At 63.6% G+C, this 20,662-nt stretch carries 21 protein-coding genes; 11 read left to right on the top strand and 10 right to left on the bottom strand.

All coding sequences use genetic code 11. The annotated features are described in order from the left end of the window. Positions 1-11: 11 nt before the first annotated feature. Genes flgD through flgB form a run of 3 tightly spaced genes read right to left on the bottom strand, consistent with a single transcriptional unit; the run spans position 12 to position 1,605 of the window. Positions 12-734 carry a flagellar hook assembly protein FlgD gene (gene flgD, locus V0R59_RS00105; protein WP_330077979.1) on the bottom strand — a complete coding sequence of 241 codons (723 nt, stop codon included), beginning with the start codon at positions 732-734 and terminating at the stop codon, positions 12-14. Positions 735-750: 16 nt separating this feature from the next. Continuing rightward, positions 751-1,191, bottom strand: a complete 441-nt coding sequence (flgC, locus tag V0R59_RS00100; RefSeq protein WP_009402938.1) for a flagellar basal body rod protein FlgC — start codon at positions 1,189-1,191, stop codon at positions 751-753. Positions 1,192-1,194: 3 nt separating this feature from the next. After that, the gene (gene flgB, locus V0R59_RS00095; RefSeq protein ID WP_330077978.1) at positions 1,195-1,605 is read right to left on the bottom strand and encodes a flagellar basal body rod protein FlgB; all 411 of its coding nucleotides are present in this window, start codon (positions 1,603-1,605) and stop codon (positions 1,195-1,197) included. 59 nt (positions 1,606-1,664) lie between these two features. Here flgB and V0R59_RS00090 point away from each other — a divergent pair, with 59 nt between their 5' ends. Both V0R59_RS00090 and V0R59_RS00085 read left to right on the top strand, forming a co-directional pair. Next, positions 1,665-1,913, top strand: a complete 249-nt coding sequence (locus tag V0R59_RS00090; protein ID WP_330077977.1) for a hypothetical protein — start codon at positions 1,665-1,667, stop codon at positions 1,911-1,913. A 35-nt stretch (positions 1,914-1,948) separates the two neighbouring features. Then, on the top strand, positions 1,949-4,567 hold the full coding sequence (locus tag V0R59_RS00085; RefSeq protein WP_330077991.1) for an autotransporter family protein: 2,619 nt from the start codon (positions 1,949-1,951) through the stop codon (positions 4,565-4,567). A 72-nt stretch (positions 4,568-4,639) separates the two neighbouring features. Here the strand turns inward: V0R59_RS00085 and cheR are convergent, their stop codons facing one another. Together cheR and V0R59_RS00075 are read right to left on the bottom strand one after the other, a co-directional pair. Beyond that, the gene (cheR, locus tag V0R59_RS00080; RefSeq protein ID WP_330077976.1) at positions 4,640-5,467 is read right to left on the bottom strand and encodes a protein-glutamate O-methyltransferase CheR; all 828 of its coding nucleotides are present in this window, start codon (positions 5,465-5,467) and stop codon (positions 4,640-4,642) included. A gap of 55 nt (positions 5,468-5,522) precedes the next feature. After that, positions 5,523-6,455, bottom strand: coding sequence for a chemotaxis protein CheV (locus V0R59_RS00075; protein ID WP_330077975.1), 933 nt, complete (start codon positions 6,453-6,455; stop codon positions 5,523-5,525). 68 nt (positions 6,456-6,523) lie between these two features. Here V0R59_RS00075 and flgA point away from each other — a divergent pair, with 68 nt between their 5' ends. The 4 genes from flgA (at position 6,524) to V0R59_RS00055 (ending at position 9,105) form a co-directional block, all read left to right on the top strand. Continuing rightward, a complete protein-coding gene (gene flgA, locus V0R59_RS00070; RefSeq protein ID WP_330077974.1) occupies positions 6,524-7,276 on the top strand; it encodes a flagellar basal body P-ring formation chaperone FlgA in 753 nt (250 codons plus the stop codon). Between the two features lie 182 nt (positions 7,277-7,458). Beyond that, a complete protein-coding gene (flgM, locus tag V0R59_RS00065) occupies positions 7,459-7,773 on the top strand; it encodes a flagellar biosynthesis anti-sigma factor FlgM (RefSeq protein WP_330077973.1) in 315 nt (104 codons plus the stop codon). Between the two features lie 45 nt (positions 7,774-7,818). Next, a complete protein-coding gene (locus V0R59_RS00060) occupies positions 7,819-8,286 on the top strand; it encodes a flagella synthesis protein FlgN (protein WP_330077972.1) in 468 nt (155 codons plus the stop codon). A gap of 75 nt (positions 8,287-8,361) precedes the next feature. Continuing rightward, positions 8,362-9,105: a flagellar brake protein gene (locus V0R59_RS00055; protein ID WP_330077971.1), complete on the top strand. Its 744-nt coding sequence runs from the start codon at positions 8,362-8,364 to the stop codon at positions 9,103-9,105. 36 nt (positions 9,106-9,141) lie between these two features. On the opposite strand, the gene V0R59_RS00050 is transcribed toward V0R59_RS00055, so the two are convergent. The 3 genes from V0R59_RS00050 to bkdR form a co-directional block, all read right to left on the bottom strand. Then, the gene (locus V0R59_RS00050) at positions 9,142-10,488 is read right to left on the bottom strand and encodes an MFS transporter (protein ID WP_330077970.1); all 1,347 of its coding nucleotides are present in this window, start codon (positions 10,486-10,488) and stop codon (positions 9,142-9,144) included. A 173-nt stretch (positions 10,489-10,661) separates the two neighbouring features. Then, positions 10,662-11,903, bottom strand: coding sequence for a glutamine synthetase family protein (locus tag V0R59_RS00045; protein ID WP_330077990.1), 1,242 nt, complete (start codon positions 11,901-11,903; stop codon positions 10,662-10,664). Positions 11,904-12,229: 326 nt separating this feature from the next. Then, a complete protein-coding gene (gene bkdR, locus V0R59_RS00040) occupies positions 12,230-12,721 on the bottom strand; it encodes a Bkd operon transcriptional regulator BkdR (protein ID WP_330077969.1) in 492 nt (163 codons plus the stop codon). 200 nt (positions 12,722-12,921) lie between these two features. On the opposite strand from bkdR, the gene V0R59_RS00035 reads away from it, so the two are divergent. Genes V0R59_RS00035 through lpdA form a run of 4 tightly spaced genes read left to right on the top strand, consistent with a single transcriptional unit; the run spans position 12,922 to position 17,880 of the window. Then, a complete protein-coding gene (locus V0R59_RS00035; protein ID WP_330077968.1) occupies positions 12,922-14,154 on the top strand; it encodes a 3-methyl-2-oxobutanoate dehydrogenase (2-methylpropanoyl-transferring) subunit alpha in 1,233 nt (410 codons plus the stop codon). Position 14,155: 1 nt separating this feature from the next. Continuing rightward, positions 14,156-15,214 carry an alpha-ketoacid dehydrogenase subunit beta gene (locus V0R59_RS00030; RefSeq protein WP_330077967.1) on the top strand — a complete coding sequence of 353 codons (1,059 nt, stop codon included), beginning with the start codon at positions 14,156-14,158 and terminating at the stop codon, positions 15,212-15,214. Continuing rightward, positions 15,215-16,489, top strand: coding sequence for a dihydrolipoamide acetyltransferase family protein (locus V0R59_RS00025; protein ID WP_330077966.1), 1,275 nt, complete (start codon positions 15,215-15,217; stop codon positions 16,487-16,489). A 2-nt stretch (positions 16,490-16,491) separates the two neighbouring features. Next, the gene (gene lpdA / locus V0R59_RS00020) at positions 16,492-17,880 is read left to right on the top strand and encodes a dihydrolipoyl dehydrogenase (protein ID WP_330077965.1); all 1,389 of its coding nucleotides are present in this window, start codon (positions 16,492-16,494) and stop codon (positions 17,878-17,880) included. A 72-nt stretch (positions 17,881-17,952) separates the two neighbouring features. Here the strand turns inward: lpdA and V0R59_RS00015 are convergent, their stop codons facing one another. Further along, positions 17,953-18,675 (bottom strand): TylF/MycF/NovP-related O-methyltransferase, encoded by a 723-nt coding sequence (locus V0R59_RS00015; protein WP_042124528.1) that lies wholly within the window; start codon positions 18,673-18,675, stop codon positions 17,953-17,955. Next, the gene (locus tag V0R59_RS00010; protein WP_330077964.1) at positions 18,672-19,538 is read right to left on the bottom strand and encodes a phytanoyl-CoA dioxygenase family protein; all 867 of its coding nucleotides are present in this window, start codon (positions 19,536-19,538) and stop codon (positions 18,672-18,674) included. Before V0R59_RS00010 ends, V0R59_RS00015 begins: the two co-directional genes overlap by 4 nt. Before the next feature lie 333 nt (positions 19,539-19,871). Between V0R59_RS00010 and V0R59_RS00005 the strand changes: the two genes are divergently transcribed. Next, positions 19,872-20,492: a hypothetical protein gene (locus V0R59_RS00005; RefSeq protein ID WP_330077963.1), complete on the top strand. Its 621-nt coding sequence runs from the start codon at positions 19,872-19,874 to the stop codon at positions 20,490-20,492. Positions 20,493-20,662 lie beyond the last annotated feature (170 nt).

Here is a 20,662-nt window from a genome sequence, read left to right as displayed (position 1 = left end):
GTTAGCCGGCTCTATATACCGATGGTTTGCACTTTGGACAGCGCGACGCTGCCCAGACCGGCGAGATTGAGCATCATCTCGCCCCCTGTCTGACTGATGGTGACGCTGCTGACCGTGGCCGGCAGCAGGGTGTACATCTCCGCTTCCTTGCCATCGACCGTGGTGGTGGCCTTGAACGTGTAGGTGCCCGGCTCCATGACCTCGCCCTTCTCGTTCTTGCCGTCCCAGACGAAGGCGGCGTTGCCGGCTTTCTGCTCGCCCAGTTGTAGGGTGCGCACGGCATTGCCGTCCTTGTCCTTGATGGTCACGGTGACGCTGCTCACCGACTGCGGTACCACCACCGAACCGTTCAGGCTCTTCGAGGTGTCGACCACCGCCTTGTCGGTCTGGGCGATCACCGAGCGACCGACCAGGGACGAGGCCTGCAGGGCCTGGGACGATTTGTAGTTGCTGGAAATCGCGGTGACCGACTCGTTCAGCGTGGTGATGCCTTCCAGGCTGCTGAACTGCGCCAGCTGGGCGACGAACTCGCTGTTGTCCTGCGGATCCAGCGGGTTCTGGTGCTGCATCTGGGTCACCAGCAGCTGCAGGAACGCATCCTTGCCCAGGGTCTGGCCACCGGTGGAGCTGTTGGTGGCGGAGGCGACGCCGGTTTGCGAGGTGGTCTTGACCCCGGACGACTTGATGACGTCGTTGAGGTTCACCCCTGAAGTCGTATCGTTGACACTGGCCATTGGCTCGGTCCTTTTGTCACTGACCCAGGGTCAGTACTTTCTGCATCATGGTCTTGGCCGTGTTCATCAACTCGGCGTTGGTCTGGAACGAGCGGCTGGCCGAGATCATGTCGGCCATTTCCTCGACCACGTTGACGTTCGGGTAGTAGACGTAGCCGTCCTTGTTCGCTGCCGGATGGTTCGGCTCGTAGCGCGCTTCGAGGTTGCTCTGGTCCTCGACCACGCCGAGCACCTGCACGCCCTGCCCTGCCGCGTCCTGGTCCTGGAACAGCGACTGGCTGCCGTTCTGCGCCTGCTGGAAGGTGGTGGCGAACACCGGGTGACGGGCGCGGTAGGTCTGGTCGATGCTCGACGAGACGGTCTCGGCGTTGGCGATGTTCGAGGCGACGGTGTTCAGACGGGTGGTCTGGGCACTCATGCCGCTACCGGCGATGTTGAAAACACTGGCGAGGGACATGACTTACTCTCCGCGCAGGGCCGACACCAGCCCTTTGAATTTACTGTTGAGCAGCGTGAAGCTGGCCTGGAAACCGACGGCGTTCTCGGCGTAGTTCGATTGTTCGAGCTGCGCGTCGACGGTGTTCTGGTCGATCGAAGGCTGCATCGGCGTGCGGTACTGCAGGGCCTCGTCGCTGAGGGCCACGCCGTCGGCCTCGATGTGCCGGGCGTTGGTGCGGTCCAGGGCGAAATGACCGCCTTTCTGGGTCTTCTCGGTTTCGGCGGCGAGTACCTTGGAGAAGTCCATGTCCCGCGCCTTGTAGTTCGGCGTGTCGGCGTTGGCGATGTTGTTGGCCAGCACCTCGGCGCGCTGGGCGCGGAAGCCCAGGGCCTTTTCATGGATACCGAGCGCTTTATCGAAGCTGATGCTCATGTCGGGGAAACCTTCGAAGGTTGACCGGATGGTTCGTTGGCGATGAGAGAGCAAGTCCCATGCCAAAACAGGAAACCCCAATGAAACCGGGGTTTCTGCTGTTTTGCCGGGAGCGGCAATGCCAGAAAAGCGGCAATGGCTTTCCGCAGGATGCCGCCGGCAGCGGCGAAAAGCGGCAAGGGCTCACGAAAAGCCGGCGTCAAAAGGATGTCATTTTGATGGCGAGTCCTTTACCATGCGCCCCGCTCGTTGCGTGGCACTTAGCCATCACCACCAACAAGGCCCGGCCACGCAAGGACGCACCGTGATTTCTACGACGTTTAAGGACTGAACCGTGGCTTCCATGCTTTTGCGCAAGACCCTGCTCGCCATGGCGGTAGCTTCCGCCACCCTCCCCGCTTATGCCCAGACCGTGCAGTTGACCAACGCCGGTTTCAAGAGCGAAAACCAGACCTATACCGAATCCCTGGAAATCACCGGGAGCTACAGCGGCAGCGGTGAGGACGATCCGATCGAGTTCAACGGCAGTCACCTGCAGAAAGACCTGATCCTCAACGCCACCATCAACAGCACCGGCGACTTCGCCGGTGGCGTGGACATGGATGTCTACGAGACCCCGGGCACCTGGATCAACAACCGTATCGACGGCAACCTGATCAACAAGGGCAGCATCAGCGCGGTAGGCGGCGGCGCCAACGCCCTGCGCATCGATCCGGCGATCATCGGCGGCAGCGTGATCAACGAAGGCCTGCTGTCGGCCAAGGGCGAACCGCTGGAAGACGAAGGCACCACGGATATCGCCGTCGGCATCGACGTCAGCGGCTCGACCACCATCCGTGGCGACCTGGTCAATGCCGCCAGCGGCAAGATCATCGTCGAAGGCGAAGATGCCACCGGCATCTACCTGACCGGCGGCGAGATCGTTGGCAGAGTGATCAACCGCGGAGAAATCACGGCAAGCGGCGAAGACTCGGTTGGCATTGAAGTTTCCGGCGGGTTCAACGGCCCTGGTTATGACCGGACCGACCTGAACGGCATAGAAAACCACGGAACCATCGGTGCTTACGGAAAAGACTCCCAGGGCATTCGCATCGAAAGCGCCAGCTTCACCGGTTTGAACGACCATATCGTCAACAGGGGCACCATTGTTGGTGGTGACGCCTCGATCGCCATCAACACCTTCGACATCGATACCGAAGGCAACGATCTCACTTCGTCCAGCTCCGCCCCGCTGCACATCATCAATAGCGGTACGCTGATTTCCCTTCACCAGGCCGTGGACGCCAGGAACGCCAGCGGCGACGTGTACCTGGAGCTGCAGAAGGGAAGTGTCGTCACTGGCAACCTGTTCGGCCTGAAGAACATCTATGTGAGCGGTGACACCAATCTGGGAGTCAATAGCCGACAGGGCGAATTCGGCATCAGCATGCAAGGATCAGACGGCTGGGTCGAAGTTGGCAGTGTATCCGACAATGCGGCTGCAACCCTGCTCCTGACCGATGTCTACCACACGAACATCGACGGCAATCTCTACGTGGCCAGCAACTCATCCATCGGCCTGCTGATGAGCATCGTCACCGACCCGAACACGGCCCTGCTGAGTGTCACGGGTACGGCAGAGTTCGGCAAGGATGCGCAGATCAAGCTGGCGGCCACGGGCCGTGAGTTCGCCGCCAACGGTGCCGAATACAAGGTGCTCAAGGCAGGCCAGTTCAACGTGCTGAACGCCGATGGCTCGGCCGTCGACCCGAACGGCAAGCTGAATCTGGTCAGTTCCTCGGCCTTGCTCAAGATCGATAGCTACCGTATCGAAGACGACACACTGGTGGCGACCGTGACAGGCAAGGGCCTCGAAGAGATCGACACCTCCATCTTCAGGCAAGGCGGCTCGGCGAACGCCCAGAAAGCCATCGGCAGCCTGGTAAACGACGGCGTGATCGACCGCATCCGCCAGCAGAACCCCAACGACCCACTGCTGCAGGCCCTGCTCAACACCAGCGAAGCCGACCTGACCCGCATCGCCGAGCAACTGACCCCGGAAACCAACGGTGGCGCGACCCAGGCGGCGACCACCAGCCAGAACCTGGTCAGCAGCGTCACCGGCAGCCGCACCAGCAGCCTGCGCGGCGCGTCCTCCGGGGAAGCCTTCAAGGAAGCCGGCGTCTGGGTACAGAGCCTTTACAGCGACGCCACCCAGGACCTGCGTGACGGCGTGGCCGGCTACAACGCCTACAGCCGCGGCATCGCCGTGGGTGCCGATGGCAAGCTGACCGACCAGTTGACCCTGGGCCTGGCCTACAGCTTCATCAACACCGATGTGAACGGCAAGAGCGGCAACAAGACCGAAGTCGACAGCCACGCCTTCACCCTGTACGGCGGCTACGAGCTGGGCAACTGGTTCGTCGACGGCAGCCTGACCTACGGCGTCAACGACAACGACAGCAAGCGCGAGATCGCCAGCACCCAGGCCAAGGCCAGCTACGACAGCGACCTGCTCGGCCTGAACCTGGTGGGCGGCTACACCTGGAAGATCAATCCGCAGGTGCTGGTGGAACCGCGCCTGGCGGCGCGCTACAGCCTGGTGGCCATCGACGGTTATCGCGAGAAGGGTTCGTCCGCCGCGCTGAAAGTCGAAGACCAGCGCTACGAGGCGATCGAACTGGGCGCGGGCGTACGCGTTACCGGCAGCTTCAACCTTGGCGCCGGCACCCTGGAGCCGCAGGTCAAGCTGATGGCCTACCACGACTTCGCCGCCGATCAGGCCAGCAGCACCTCGACCTTCCTGCTGGGCAACACCCCGTTCGTCACCACCGGCGCCAAGGCCGTGCGCAACAGCTACGAGGCCGGCATCGGCACCGACTACAAGCTGGGCGCGGTGACCTTGGGCGTGAACTACGACTACGTCGGCAAGTCGGGCTTCGATGCCGATGTGTTCTCGGCGAAGGTGCGTTACGACTTCTGATCGCGGCTTGATCGGATAATGAAATGAAAGCCCCCGGTCGCGAGACCGGGGGCTTTTTTGTGCCTGTCGGGATTACTTGGCCTGGTAGATGATCCCCGGGCTGCACTGGACCATCTGGTAGTGATCCGGCAAGCCGTTCAGCGCCTCGGAAGCACCGAGGAACAGGTACCCACCCGGCTTCAGGGTGGCGTGGATACGGGTGAGGATGTCCTTCTTCACCTGCGCCGAGAAGTAGATGAGCACGTTGCGGCAGAACACGATGTCGAACTTGCCGAGGGCGGCGTAGCTGTCCAGGAGGTTGAACGACCGAAATTCCACGCGGTTGCGGATCGGCGCCTTGATCGCCCAGCGCCCCGGCCCCTTCGGGTCGAAGTAACGCTGCAGGCGTTCCTGGGACAGGCCGCGGGCAATCGCCAGGCTGTCGTACTCGCCGGTCTTGCAGTTGGCCAGCATGGACCCGGAGAGGTCGGTCGCGACGATCTGCGCGCCCATCTTCAACTGGCCGACGTTGCTGCGCTCGAACTCGTCGATGCTCATGGAAATCGAATAGGGCTCCTGGCCGGACGAACAGGCCGCCGACCAGATGCGCAGGCGCTGGCCCGGATTGTTGCGGATCAGCTCCGGCATAACCTTGTTCTTCAGCACCTCGAACGGATAGGTATCGCGGAACCAGAGGGTTTCGTTGGTGGTCATGGCGTCCACCACCTGCTCGCGCAACCCGCTGCGCGGCTGGCTCTGGATACGCTGCACTAGCTCGGTGAGCGTCTTGATCCCCTGCTGTTCCATCAGCTTGTTGAGACGGCTGGAAACCAGGTACTGCTTATTTTCGCCCAGCAGGATGCCACAGGCTTTTTCCAGGAAGACCCGGAACTGTTCGAAATCCAAATTACCCGTAGACAATGGTGCCGCCTCTTAAATCGTGTGCAATGCCGGGAGCCGAGGCCCCCGACAACTATTAGTGTGTGGCATTGATCCGGTCGACCACACGCTGCGCCAGGTCGTCCGGCCGGAACTTGGCGAGGAAGTCGTCGGCGCCGACCTTCTTCACCATGGCCTGGTTGAACACCCCGGACAACGAAGTATGCAGGATGATGTGGAGGTTTTGCATGCGCGGGTCGTTGCGGATCTCCGCGGTCAGCGTGTAGCCGTCCATCTCCGGCATCTCGATGTCGGAGATCATCATCAGGAATTCCTCTTCCGGACGCTTGCCCTCGTCCACCAGGTTCTTCAGGTAGTCCAGCGCCTGGCGACCGTCGTTGAGCGCCACCACCTCGACCCCGACGGTCTGCAGGCAGCGACTCACCTGCTTGCGCGCCACCGACGAGTCATCGACCGTCAGCACCCGCAACGACACCGCCTTGCTGTGCACCTCGGCATTGACCACGCCGGTGGAGACCGCTTCGGACGCCGGCGCCACTTCGGCGAGGATCTTCTCGACGTCGATGATCTCGACCATCTTGTTGTCGACCCGGGTCACCGCCGTGAGGTAGTGATCGCGACCGGTACCCTTGGGCGGCGGATGGATCTCCTCCCAGTTCATGTTGACGATGCGCTCGACCGAATGGACCAGAAACCCCTGGGTCTTGGTGTTGTACTCGGTAATGATGACGAAACTCTTGCTCGGGTCCTGGTTTTCCAGGGGAGGCAGACCCGTCGCCATCGCCAGATCCAGGATCGGGATGGTCGCCCCACGAATATTCGCGACACCGCGCACGACCCGGCTGGCCTTGGGCAGAAGCGTCAGGCTCGGGCATTGCAGCACTTCCCGAACCTTGAACACGTTGATCCCGTACAACTGCTCGCCACGCAGGCGGAACAGCAGCAGTTCGAGACGATTCTGTCCCACCAGTTGCGTGCGCTGGTTCACCGAATCCATAACACCAGCCATGCCAGACTCCTCAACCGAAGCTTGGGGCAGCGCGCTCATTCAGGCACGCGCCTTGCTTTTTAACTTTCATGAATACGAAAACGACATTTTTCCGACGCCTGCACCGCCATCTGCCCGGCTTCCTTGCTGCGCTGTGCCTGTTGACTCCCGGCGCTCGAACTCTGGCTGACACCTTCACCTTGCCTGAACAACTTATCGGTGTCACTCAGGGGTTTCTTGAGTTCACTGTCGAAGACTATTTGCAAAAAACCCAGACCGAAGGTCGCTACGAGATCCAGGTGAACAATCTCGACCCACGCCTGCGCATGCCGCTGTGCAGCGAACAGCTCGGCGCCAACCTGGAAAGCCCGGCCCAACCGCTGGGCCGGGTGACCGTGCGGGTGCGCTGCGATGGTAGCGCGCCCTGGACCGTGTTCGTGCCGGCCCAGGTCAAGCTGTACCGCGATGTGGTGGTGGTCAGCCGCCCGCTCAAGCGCGAGGCGGTGGTCGGCGAACAGGACGTGTCGCTGCGCGAGCGCGACGTCGGCCTGCTCAACCAGGGCTTCCTGTCCAGCCTCGACCAGGCGGTCGGGCAGAAAGTCGTCCGACCAATGGTCATCGACCAGGTCATCACCCCGGTTCACCTGGAACAGGCCGAGGTGATCCGCAAGGGCGATCACGTGGTCATCATCGCCCGAACCGGCGCCCTGGCCGTGCGCATGCCCGGCGAAGCGCTGAGCAAGGGCGGGATGAGCGAACAGATCCGGGTACGCAACCTGAATTCCAAACGGGTGGTAAAGGCCAGGGTTACCGGGCCAGGTGAAGTGGAGGTTTCGATGTGACCGTGTGACGCAGAGCACCTCGCCGCCGATGCGGGCTGGCGATCAGGGCGCGCATTTCCTAAACTGTGCGCATTACGGGCTGATGGCGCTGTCGCGAATCTTCCATTCATTCGCGCCTAAAGTTTTGTCCGGGTTGGCCGAAAAAAGGGCAAGCGTCCAAATTCCCACGAGGTTTTCTGATCATGGTCATCGACTTCAGTCGTTTGAATAACTCCCCGTCAGTGACGGGCGGCTTGCGCACTGGCACCAGCCAGGAGCCGGCCGCCAAGAGCGCCGAGCAGCCGACAACGGCCAGCGGCACCGTCCAGAGCGGGGAAACCGTACACCTCAGCCATGAGGCCCAGCAGTTGCAACAGGTCAGCGACAAGCTGCGCGACCAGCCTATCGTCAACAGCGACCGCGTGGCCGCGTTGAAACAGGCCATCGCCGACGGTAGCTACCAGGTCGACGCCAACCGCGTCGCCAGCAAACTGCTCAATTTCGAAGCCCAGCGCTAGCCCTCGGCGCGCTGACTTCAAGGACGCCAAGACCAAGAGCCAGCCATGCACGACACTACCCTGCTGCAACTGATCGAAGACGACATCGGCCCGGCGGAACAGCTGCTCCAGCTGCTGCGGGACGAATACGTGGCCCTGCACGGCCGGGACATGCCGGCCCTGGAGAACATCCTGGCCTACAAGCAGTCGCTGGTGGTGCTGCTCGATCAACAGGGGCGTCGGCGCAGCGAACTGCTCGCCAGTATCGGCCTGACCCCGGACCGCGCCGGTGTCGAGGTCCTGGCCAGCCAGTCGCACCTCGGTTCGCAACTGCTGCACCAGCTCGATGTGCTCGGCAACCTGCTCAATGAGTGCAAGGCGGTCAACGAGCGCAACGGTGAATCCATCGTGCTGCAGCAGGCCACCACGGCCAATCAGATCAGAATCCTCAATGGCGGCGAAGCCCCTACCCTCTACGACAGCCGGGGCTCAAAATCGCCGCTGTCCAAGCCTCGTGCGCTCAGCCAGGCGTGACCCTCTATCAAGGCACAACGCATGCTGGCAGAATGCTAGCTGCGTGTGCCGTTTTTGCCTGGAGATTCATCAACCGTGTTCAATGACGTAGAAGCTCCGCAGCCTCCGAAGGTGTTCACCACGCCTCTGGAGATCGCCGCCAATTTGCGGATGCTGCAAGAGAGCCATGATCCGCTGATCATTACCTTCCATGAGCGCAGCCAGCGTTTCCAGAGCTACGTGGTCGAAGTCGACCGCGACAACAACGTACTGGCCCTGGATGAAATGATTCCTCGCGACGGCGAGCGTTTCCTGGAAAATGGCGAACCCTTCCGCGTCGAAGGTTTCCACGAAGGCGTGCGGATCGCCTGGGAATGCAACCAGCCGCTGAGCATCGACTCCAGCGGCGACATCCGCTGCTACCGCGGCACCCTGCCGGCCGAAGTCACCTACCACCAGCGGCGCAACGCCTTCCGCGCCGCCCTGAAGCTGTCGCAACTGGTCGATGTGGTCATGGACGGCGAGAAGCTCAAGGGTGCCGGAGCCATTCGCGGCAAGTTGCTGGACATCTCCGCCACCGGCTGCAAGCTGCGCTTCGACGGCGACATCGAAGAACGTCTGCAACTGGGCCAGGTCTACGAAAAGTTCGCCGCCAGCGCACCGCTGGGGCTGACCAACATGTCCGTCGAGCTGCGCCACCTGCATTTCGAGGAGCGCCTGGGCGCGACCTTCGCCGGGGTGAGGTTCCACAACCTCACCGGCCAGATGCAGCGCAAGATCGAGAGTTTCGTCTATCAGCTGCAGCGCGAAGCGCGTCGGTTCGACAAGGACGACTACTGATGTGAAACGGGGAGCCAGAAGGCTCCCCGTTGCGTTTCAGACCTGGGTCGGTTTTGCCGGCTCCTGCCCCTCCCCGTTTCTGGCCTGCGCCTTTTCTTCCTCGTCCTCGGTATCTTCCGCCGCGACCGGCGCCTGCATCTGATCCTGCACCACCTGCTCGTCGACCCGCGGGTCGAGGGCCGCGGCGAGCGGCGAGCTGGCTGCCGGCATGGCCACGTGGGACAGCGGCGCATCCACCACCTGGTGCAATCCGGTGACCGCTTTCGGACGGATGCGCCAGACCAGGACCAGGGCGAAGAAGGTGAAGAAGGCGTACAGCATCTGGTCGCCGAAGGCCTGCATCAACGCACCTGCCGCCAGCGGTCCGATACTCGCACCGACGCCATAGGTGACCAGAAGCATCGCGGTCAAGGATACCCGCCGCTCGCCCTCCACATGGTCGTTGGAGAACGCCACCGCCAGCGGATAAAGACAGAACTGCAACAGCGAAACCAGGAAACCGGCGGCGAACAGCACAGGCAGCGGCACCCCCGGCAGGATCGCCAGCGGCAACGAAGCCACGGCCAGGCCGATCGCCACGCTGCGGATCAGTACGGCGCGGTCATAGCGATCGGACAGCCAGCCCAGCGGCCACTGCACCAGCAGCCCGGCGAAGATGCACACGCCCATGAAGATACCCACCTGCTCGGTACTCAGGCCCTGCTTCGAGGCATACAGGGGCGCCAGGCCATAAAAGGCGCCAAGGATCAACCCGGCGCCGAGCACCGTACTCAGCGACTGCGGCACCCGCTTGATGAAGAAACGCGGCTCCATCGGCGCCGGCCGCAACGGTGCCGGGTGGATGCGCCGGGTCAGTGCCACCGGCACCAGGCACAGGGCGAAGCACATGGCTACCAGCATGAGCAGCTCCGGCCCGAGTTGTGGATGCACCACGAGGATCAACTGGCCGAGCACCAGGCCAAGGTAGGAAGCGATCATGTAGCCGCTGAACACCGCGCCACGATGCTTGGCATCGGCCTGCTCGTTGAGCCAGCTCTCGATCACCATGTACTGGCACATCATGCCGAGGCCGACGATCACCCGCAGGAACAGCCATGCAGGGAGGAAACTGACCAGGCCATGGCCGAGCACCGCCGCGCCAACGATCCCGGCGCAGGCGGCATAGGCGCGGATATGTCCGACCCGGGCGATCAACCGGTGGCCGATCTTGCCGCCCAGGGCGAGACCGAAATAGTTGGCCGCCATCAATGCACCGACCCACAGGCTGTCGACCTGGTCGGCACTCAGGCGCAGGGCCAGGTAGGTACTCAACAGGCCGGAGCCGATCAACATCATCAAAGCGGCGAAATACAGCGCGCGAAAAGACTTCCAGATAGTGCGCATCAGCGTCCCGAACGGCCTCTTGCAGGTGGAAAAATCTGCCTGAAAGCATAAGTGATTATTTCCGCCGAGCGGTCAGGCAGGCATAAAAAAACAGGAGCCCGATGCGACATGGATGCCGCGATCGGACTCCTGTCCGGTCAGCTTCCGACCCGGGCGGGCCGGGGTGCATTCAATCAGGCCTGGGCCGCCAGGACGCGCCGCTCCCATGGGGTGATTTCATCGAAGAAACTGGTCAGCTCCTGGGTCTTGGTCGCCAGGTAGCCGTCGATGAATTCGCGGCCGAACAGCTCGCGGGCCAGACTGCTGCGCTTCAGGCGGTCGAGGGCGGCGTGCAGGGTGCACGGCAGCGACAGGTGGTCCGGGACCTCGAACTCGCCCTGGATCGCCGGAGTCGGTTGCAGGCTGTTCTCGATACCGTGCAGGCCGGCGGCAAGGCTTGCGGCAATCGCCAGGTAGGGGTTGGCGTCGGCCCCCGGCAGGCGGTTTTCCACACGCCGCGCCACCGGGGAACTGGCCGGAATGCGCAGGCCGGCGGCACGGTTGTCCTCGGACCAGCAGGCATTGTTCGGCGAAGCGTAGGGATGGCACAGGCGCTGGTAGGAATTGACATTGGGCGCGAACAGCGCGGTGAAGTCGGCCATGCAGGCCTGCTGGCCGCCGATGAAGTGGAAGAAGGTCTCGGTGGGCTTGCCGTCGGCGTCGCTGAACACATTGCGGCCGCTGCCGATCTCCACCACGCTCTGGTGGATGTGCATCGAGCTGCCCGGCGTTTTCGCCAGCGGTTTGGCCATGCACACCACGGTCAGGCCATGCTTGAGCGCGACTTCCTTGAGCAGGTGCTTGAACAGGAAGGTCTGGTCGGCCAGCAGCAGCGGATCGCCGTGCAGCAGGTTGATCTCGAACTGGCTGACGCCCATCTCGTGCATGAAGGTGTCACGGGGCAGGCCCAGCGCCGCCATGCAGCGGTAGACCTCCTGGAAGAACGGGCGCAGGCCGTTGTTGGAACTGACGCTGAAGGCCGAGTGGCCGTCCTCCCTGCGGCCGTCCAGGCCGAGCGGTGGCTGGAAGGGCTGGGTCGGGTCGGGATTCGGCGCGAAGACGAAGAATTCCAGTTCGGTCGCCACCACCGGGGCCAGGCCGCGGGCGGCGTAGCGCGCGATCACCGCCTTGAGCTGGCCACGGGTCGACAGGCCGGAGCTCGCGCCGCTCAGCTCGTCGGCATCGCAGATGGCCAGGGCGCGGGGTTCGGCGCTCCAGGGCAGGCGGTGGATTTGCGCGGGGTCGGCCACCAGCGCCAGGTCGCCATCATCGCCGCCGTAGAAGCGCGCCGGCGGGTAGCCGCCCATGATGCATTGCAACAACACCCCGCGGGCCAGTTGCAGGCGCCGGCCTTCGAGGAAGCCTTCGGCGGTCATTACCTTGCCGCGGGGCACGCCGTTGAGGTCGGGCGTAACGCACTCGATTTCATCAATGCCCGTCAAACGCTCTTCCAGGGAGCGCTGAACATTGGTCGTCATGACTCTGTCCTTGTTGTTTTCGCATGCCGGAAACGGCGACCCGGACAACATCTCAGGGGGCGTTCAAAATATCAAGCACCCGAGTCTCAACTTGATCGTGATTTTCTACACTCCCTTGATCAAGCACGGCCCTTGTAGGAGCGGGTTCACCCGCGATTGCAATAGTGTGTTCACCACCGCGATCGCGGGTAAACCCGCTCCCACAAGAATCCGCAGCGTTCTTTCTAACGAGACTCGCGCAAGGTCAATCCATTGGCCGGCAGCGGCAACGCGGTCTTGTACCTGACCTGCTTCAGGGCAAAACTCGACCGGATATTCGCCACCCCCGGCAAGCGCGTCAGGTAATCGAGAAACCGCTCCAGCGCCTGGATGCTCGGCAGCAGCACCCGCAGCAGGTAGTCCGGATCGCCGGTCATCAGGTAGCACTCCATCACCTCGGGGCGCTCGGCGATCTCCTCCTCGAAACGATGCAGCGACTGCTCCACCTGCTTCTCCAGGCTGACATGAATGAACACGTTGACGTCCAGCCCCAGTACCTCGGGCGCCAGCAGGGTCACCTGCTGGCGGATCACCCCCAGTTCCTCCAGGGCCTTGACCCGGTTGAAACAGGGCGTTGGCGACAGATTCACCGAGCGGGCCAGCTCGGCGTTGGTGACGCGGGCATTTTCCTGAAGGCTGTTGAGAATGCCGATGTCGGTGCGATCCAGTTTGCGCATGAGATAAATTTCCCTGCCTTTTGTTCTTTTGCAGAATATTTATCCGCGCGCTCATTCAAAGGCAACCAACATCAGAAAAATATTCTTCCGGGGCCGGAATATCATGTAGGACAAGACTGACTCTCCGGTCACAAGCCGGGTCTCGGTAGCTACCGCTTCAAAGCTCAACAAAAACACAAGACAGAGCGAGCGTAAAAAGCATGAACGAGTACGCCCCCCTGCGTTTGCATGTGCCCGAGCCTACCGGCCGGCCAGGCTGCCAGACAGATTTTTCCTACCTGCGTCTGAACGATGCCGGCCAGGCCCCTAAACCTGCCATCGATGTCGAACCCGCCGATACCGCCGACCTGGCCTACAGCCTGATCCGCGTGCTCGACGGCGAAGGCAATGCCGTCGGCCCCTGGGCCGAGGACATCGATCCGCAGGTCCTGCGCCAGGGCCTGCGCACGATGATGAAGACGCGCCAGTTCGACAGCCGCATGGTGGTCGCCCAGCGCCAGAAGAAGATGTCCTTCTACATGCAGAGCCTCGGCGAGGAGGCCATCGGCAGCGCCCAGGCCCTGGCCTTGAACCGCACCGACATGTGCTTCCCCACCTACCGCCAGCAAAGCATCCTGATGGCGCGGGACGTGTCGCTGACCGAGATGATCTGCCAATTGCTGTCCAACGAGCGCGATCCGCTCAAGGGACGCCAGTTGCCGATCATGTACTCGGTGCGCGAAGCCGGCTTCTTCACCATCAGCGGCAACCTCGCCACCCAGTTCGTCCAGGCCGTCGGCTGGGCGATGGCCTCGGCGATCAAGGGCGATACCAAGATCGCCTCGGCCTGGATCGGCGACGGCGCCACCGCCGAATCCGACTTCCACACCGCCCTGACCTTCGCCCACGTCTACCGCGCGCCGGTGATCCTCAACGTGGTCAACAACCAGTGGGCGATCTCCACCTTCCAGGCCATCGCCGGCGGTGAGTCCACCACCTTCGCCGGCCGTGGCGTGGGCTGCGGCATCGCCTCGCTGCGGGTCGACGGCAACGACTTCGTCGCGGTCTACGCCGCCTCGCGCTGGGCCGCCGAACGCGCCCGCCGCGGCTTCGGCCCGACCCTGATCGAGTGGGTCACCTACCGCGCAGGTCCACATTCCACCTCCGACGATCCGTCCAAGTACCGTCCCGCCGACGACTGGATCCACTTCCCCCTGGGCGACCCGATCGTGCGCCTCAAGCAGCACCTGATCGCCATCGGCCAGTGGTCCGAGGAAGAGCACCAGGCGGTCAGCGCCGAACTGGACGCCGAGATCATTGCCGCGCAGAAGGAAGCCGAGCAGTACGGCACCCTCGCCGGCGGCCACATGCCGAGCCCGGCCTCGATGTTCGAGGATGTCTACAAGGAAATGCCGGAGCACCTGCGCCGGCAGCGCCAGGAACTGGGGATCTGACATGAACGATCACAACACCTCCATCCAAGTGGAAAGCGCCATGTCGACCACCACCATGACCATGATCCAGGCCCTGCGCTCGGCCATGGACGTGATGCTCGAACGCGACGACAACGTCGTCATCTACGGCCAGGACGTGGGCTACTTCGGCGGCGTGTTCCGCTGCACCGAGGGCCTGCAGAACAAGTACGGCAAGTCGCGGGTATTCGACGCGCCGATCTCGGAAAGCGGCATCGTCGGCACCGCCGTCGGCATGGGTGCCTACGGCCTGCGGCCGGTGGTGGAAATCCAGTTCGCCGACTACTTCTACCCGGCCTCGGACCAGATCGTTTCCGAGATGGCCCGCCTGCGCTATCGCTCCGCCGGCGAGTTCGTCGCCCCGCTGACCCTGCGCATGCCCTGCGGCGGCGGCATCTACGGCGGCCAGACCCACAGCCAGAGCCCGGAGGCGATGTTCACCCAGGTCTGCGGCCTGCGCACGGTGATGCCGTCCAACCCCTACGACGCCAAGGGCCTGCTCATCGCCTCGATCGAGAACGACGACCCGGTGATCTTCCTCGAACCCAAGCGCCTGTATAACGGCCCGTTCGACGGCCACCACGATCGCCCGGTGACGCCGTGGTCGAAACACCCGGCCAGTGCAGTGCCGGACGGCTACTACACGGTGCCGCTGGACAAGGCTGCGATCACCCGCCCGGGCAATGACGTCACCGTGCTGACCTACGGCACCACCGTCTACGTGTCCCAGGTCGCCGCCGAGGAAACCGGCGTCGACGCCGAGGTCATCGACCTGCGCAGCCTGTGGCCGCTGGACCTGGACACTATCGTCGAGTCGGTGAAGAAGACCGGCCGCTGCGTGGTCGTCCACGAAGCCACCCGCACCTGCGGCTTCGGTGCCGAACTGGTGTCGCTGGTCCAGGAGCATTGCTTCCATCACCTGGAAGCCCCCATCGAGCGCGTCACCGGCTGGGACACCCCCTACCCGCACGCGCAGGAGTGGGCGTACTTCCCCGGCCCGTCGCGGGTCGGGGCGGCATTGAAACGGGTCATGGAGGTCTGAATGGGCACGCACGTCATCAAGATGCCGGACATTGGCGAAGGCATCGCGCAGGTTGAACTGGTGGAATGGTTCGTCAAGGTCGGCGATACCGTCACCGAGGACCAGGTCGTCGCCGATGTCATGACCGACAAGGCCACGGTGGAGATTCCCTCGCCGGTATCCGGCAAGGTCCTGGCCCTGGGCGGCCAGCCCGGCGAGGTCATGGCGGTGGGCAGCGAGCTGATCCGCATCGAAGTGGAAGGCGCCGGCAACCATCAGGAGAGTGCCAGCAAGCCTGCGCTGGCAGTCACCGCACCTGAGCCGAAAGCGGCCGTGGTCGAGGCACCCGTTGCAAAGCCTGCGCCGGTAGCCACAGCCGTCAGCAGCAACCATGAAGCCGCACCGATCATCCCCCGTGGCGCCAACGAAAAGCCCCTGGCCTCCCCCGCCGTGCGCAAGCGCGCCTGGGATGCCGGTATCGAGTTGCGCTACGTACATGGCAGCGGCCCGGCCGGGCGCATCCTGCACGAGGATCTCGACGCCTTTCTCACCCAACCCACCCGCGGCCAGGCGGCACCGAGTGGCTATGCCAAGCGCGAGGACAGCGAGCAGATCCCGGTGATCGGCCTGCGCCGCAAGATCGCCCAGCGCATGCAGGACGCCAAGCGCCGCGTCGCCCACTTCAGCTATGTCGAGGAAATCGACGTGACGGCGCTGGAGGAGTTGCGCCAGCACCTCAACGGCAAGTTCGGCGAAAGCCGCGGCAAACTGACCCTGCTGCCGTTCCTGGTGCGGGCCATGGTCGTCGCCCTGCGCGATTTCCCGCAGATCAACGCCACCTATGACGACGAAGGCCAGGTCATCACCCGCCACGGCGCGGTGCACGTGGGCATCGCCACCCAGGGCGACAACGGCCTGATGGTACCGGTGCTGCGCCATGCCGAAGCCGGCAGCCTGTGGGGCAACGCCAGCGAGATCTCGCGCCTGGCCAACGCCGCGCGCAACAACAAGGCCAGCCGCGAGGAACTGTCCGGCTCGACGATCACCCTGACCAGCCTCGGCGCCCTCGGCGGCATCGTCAGCACGCCAGTGGTGAACACCCCCGAAGTGGCCATCGTCGGCGTCAACCGCATGGTCGAGCGGCCCATGGTGGTCAACGGCCAGATCGTCGTGCGCAAGATGATGAACCTGTCCAGCTCCTTCGATCACCGGGTGGTCGACGGCATGGACGCCGCGCAATTCATCCAGGCCGTGCGCGGCCTGCTCGAACAACCCGCCAGCCTGTTCGTGGAGTGAGCATGCAGACTCTGGACACCACCCTACTCATCATCGGCGGCGGCCCCGGCGGCTACATCGCCGCGATCCGCGCCGGGCAACTAGGCATCCCCACCGTGCTGGTGGAAGGCCAGGCACTGGGCGGGACGTGCCTGAACATCGGCTGCATTCCGTCGAAGGCACTGATCCACGTGGCCGAGCAGTTCCACCAGGCCGAGCAGCACGCGCACAGGTCGACGATCGGCATCAAGGTTTCCGCGCCGAGCCTGGACGTCGCGCAGAGCGTGGCCTGGAAGGATGGCATCGTCGATCGCCTGACCAGCGGCGTCGCCGCCCTGCTGAAGAAGAACGACGTCAAGGTCATCCACGGCTGGGCCAAGGTCATCGACGGCAAGCTGGTGGAGATCGAAGGTCAGGACCTGCGCATCCGCTGCGAGCACCTGCTGCTCGCGACCGGCTCCAGCAGCGTCGAACTGCCGATGCTGCCCCTGGGCGGCGCGGTGATCTCGTCCACCGAGGCGCTGTCGCCGGCCAGCCTGCCCAAGCGCCTGACCGTGGTCGGCGGCGGCTATATCGGCCTGGAACTGGGCATCGTCTACCGCAAGCTCGGCGTCGAGGTCAGCGTGGTCGAGGCACGCGAGCGCATCCTGCCGACCTATGACGCCGAACTGACCCAGCCAGTGGCCGAGTCGCTGAAGAAACTCGGGGTCAAGCTGTACCTGGGGCACAGCGTCGAAGGCTTCGACGCGGCGCAACAGTGCCTGAGGGTACGCACCCCGGACGGCGGCGAACTGGCCCTGGAGACCGACCAGGTGCTGGTGGCCGTGGGTCGGCGGCCGCGCACCAAGGGCTTCAACCTCGAAGCCCTGGCCCTGAAGATGAACGGCGCCGCCATTGCCATCGACGAGCGCTGCCAGACCAGCATGCGCAACGTCTGGGCCATCGGCGACGTGGCGGGTGAACCGATGTTGGCGCACCGGGCCATGGCCCAGGGCGAGATGGTCGCCGAGCTGATTGCGGGCAAGCAGCGCGCCTTCACCCCGACCGCGATTGCCGCGGTGTGCTTCACCGATCCGGAGATCGTAGTGGCGGGCAAAACGCCGGAGACGGCGAAGGAAGAAGGCCTGGATTGCCTGGTGGCGCAGTTCCCGTTCGCCGCCAACGGCCGGGCCATGACCCTGGAGTCGAAGAGCGGCTTCGTGCGGGTGGTGGCGCGGCGCGAGAACCATCTCATCGTTGGCTGGCAGGCCGTGGGCGCGGGGGTTTCCGAGTTGTCCACGGCGTTCGCCCAGTCACTGGAAATGGGCGCGCGCCTGGAGGATGTGGCGGGGACCATTCATGCCCACCCGACCTTGGGTGAGGCGGTGCAGGAAGCGGCGCTGCGTGCCCTGGGGCATGCTCTGCATATCTAGAAGCAGGACGCGCCCCCGCAGACAAAAAGAAGGCCGCTCAAAGAGCGGCCTTCTTTTTGTGCGGCAAACCGATCAGACGCGGAAGTAACCCACCGAAGAATCGAACGGCAGGCGCTTCAGCTCGACCTTGTTCAGGTCCAGCACGTCGCGCAGGGCGGCGGTTTCGCCGGGGAAGTTGCGGTAGGCGACTTCGTCCAGGACCACGATGGCGCCCTTGGGCATGTAGGGCAGGAAGGTTTCCAGGGCCACCTTGGTCGACGAGTACAGGTCGGTGTCGAGGATCAGCATCGCCACCACCAGGTCAGGACGGGTTTTCACGAACGCCGGCACGGTTTCGAGGATGTCGCCCTTGACGATCTCGCAGCGCGGGATGCGGTTGACCGGACGGATCAGGTCGTTGGCCTCGATCATGTCCTGGATCAGGGTCTCGTCGGTGTCGGAGAACATGCTCTCGTTGATGTCGCTCGGGTCTTCCTTCTCGTCGATGCTGGCGAAGCCCTGGAAGGTGTCGAAGCCGATGATCGACCGGTTGATCGCATACGGCTCGAGAATCATCGACAGCTGCATGTAGAGCATCAACGAGTTGCCCTTGTACACGCCGCATTCGACGATGGCGCCCGGGATGTCCTGGACCATCTTGAACAGCTCGATACGCGACAGCGCCGCGGTCACGGCGATGCGGTTGGCGAAGACGAAGGGGGCGTCAGCCACGTATTGGGCATCGACGCGGCTCAGCACGCTGGCGCGCTTTTCGTTGTACTCGACCTCGGCAGCAGTCAGACGACGCTTGGTCATGGATTAACTCCCTGGAATTGCGAAAAGTCGCTGGCATGGAAAAGGTCTTTGAAGCCGGCTTCCACGTCGAAACAACCGTTGTCGACATTGGGCGCGCCGCGCTTCTGAATCAGGTCCTGCAGGTGGATCAGGCGGAAGTCCACGCTGAACCGGATGCGGTCGGTGTGGTTGGCCACGGTACCGTGCAGGTGGGCGCCGGAGAAGGTGATGATCTCGCCGCTGTTGCCAGCGATGCGAATTTCCGACGAGGTGTCGATCGCTTCCAGCGGCACCGGGTGCACGCGGCTTTCCTGGGTGATGTTGTCCTTGGCCTTGAGGCGCTGGTTGTTGATCCAGTCGGTCAGGCTCCAGCTGTGGGACGAGTTCTGCACCGGGCGCTCGAAGTAGGCCGGGTTGATCATCATGGTCTGCCCGGGCTCGATGCTGTAGATCGGCATCCAGGTGTTGAGCTGGCAATCGACGCTGCCGTACCAGGTGTCGCGGTGCGGCTTGTAGGCGTAGCTGACGCCGGCGTGCAGGTAATCGTAGTTCGGCACCACGCGCACCCGTGGCACGTCGAAGATGTAGTCGTTCGGGTCGGCGCCGATTTCAAGGATGTAGTCGCGGATCAGCGCCTTGGCCTGGGGGCCGTTGGTGAACTTGCGCTTGAGCCGGGTGACGTGCTCGACGAAGGTTTCCACCGGCATCATCTTGTGCAGCGAGACGTGGTCGGTCTCGCCGTCGAAGGCCTCGGTGATGCTGTGCCGGGCCAGCGCGCACAGCTCGTGGGCGCTGCGCAGGTTGGTGTCGAGGAAGATATCGCCCGCGTAGACCTGCTCGCGGAATGCCGGCTTGTTCTGCAACTGGTTGATGTAAAGATTCATACGCCTCTTCCTCATAAAGACCGGTGCCCGCGGATCGAAGCGGGCCATGAATTGAAGTGGACGCAAGGCGACGCCACCCTGCCCGTCCGGCAGGGAACTCCAACCGCATGGGATACCGGGTCATGGCCCGGCTCTCGTGTTCTTGTGATCGGCATCACGTGGACAAACTTTAGTGCCGTTCGCCTTGCCGCCAGCGGCAAGGTGCTTCCTGCAAGTGGCAAACGCAGGTCGCCCGGCAGTGCTGCAAGGCCCGGTTTTACTGGGCTGCGCCAGTCTGGCACAGCTATTGCCCTGTAAGCCGGACCGTACCCCAACCCAAAGGAGTGTGATCCCGTGAGCATCATCAACGGCCATGGCTGGCAAAACATTGCGGTCAGTCAACATCGCACGCTCGCCGCGATTCCCGGCGCCGATGCGCAAGCTTACCAGTCCGAGACCGCGACGGCGTCCGCGGTGTCCACCGTCGCCAGCGCCAGCGCGTCACGCAGTGCGTCGGACTCGACCTACCAGGATGCCAAGGACGCCCAGGACGAGGCCTTCGCCAAGCTCAAGGTCGTTCTGCAGAACTCCGGTTCCAGCGAAGCGAGCGACAGCACCAGCCTGAGCGAATCCGACAGCACGGTGAAAACCACCAGCGCAGCACAGGAGTTCCGCGACTACATGGCGCTGTCTCCTGAAGAGAAAATCCGCCTGAAGATGCTCAACGAGCTGGGGCTGACCGAGGAGGACTACGAGGCCCTGCCGCCGGAGAAGAAGGACGCGATCGACAAGCAGATTGCCCAGCGCATGAAGGAAGAAAGCGAGATCAAGTCGATGGCCGCCGTGGAGCCGCAGATGCAGGCCGCGGTGGCGGCGACGCAGGCGCTGGTCAAGCCGGTCAGCGAGGTGGATGCGGCGGATCCGGCGCAGGCGCGCAAGGACAAGGAGAACCAGGAAGATCCGCTGAACGTCTGATGCTGTCGTTGCTGTGGCTCGGCATAGAACACCGCAGAACTCAATTGATTCAGCGGGGACTTGTGGGAGCGGGGGTTGCCCCCCGTGCGGCGGCGGATTGCCCAAAGCAAAACCGGGGGAACCCCCACCCCCCGGGGTGCGGGGGCCCCGCCCATGGGGGGAGCAGAGGG

It is taken from the genome of Pseudomonas ulcerans (assembly GCF_036324125.1).
In the GTDB taxonomy this organism is placed as follows: Bacteria; Pseudomonadota; Gammaproteobacteria; order Pseudomonadales; family Pseudomonadaceae; genus Aquipseudomonas; species Aquipseudomonas ulcerans.
Note: the sequence above shows the minus strand (reverse complement) of the source record. Positions and strands in the feature narration are given on the sequence as shown.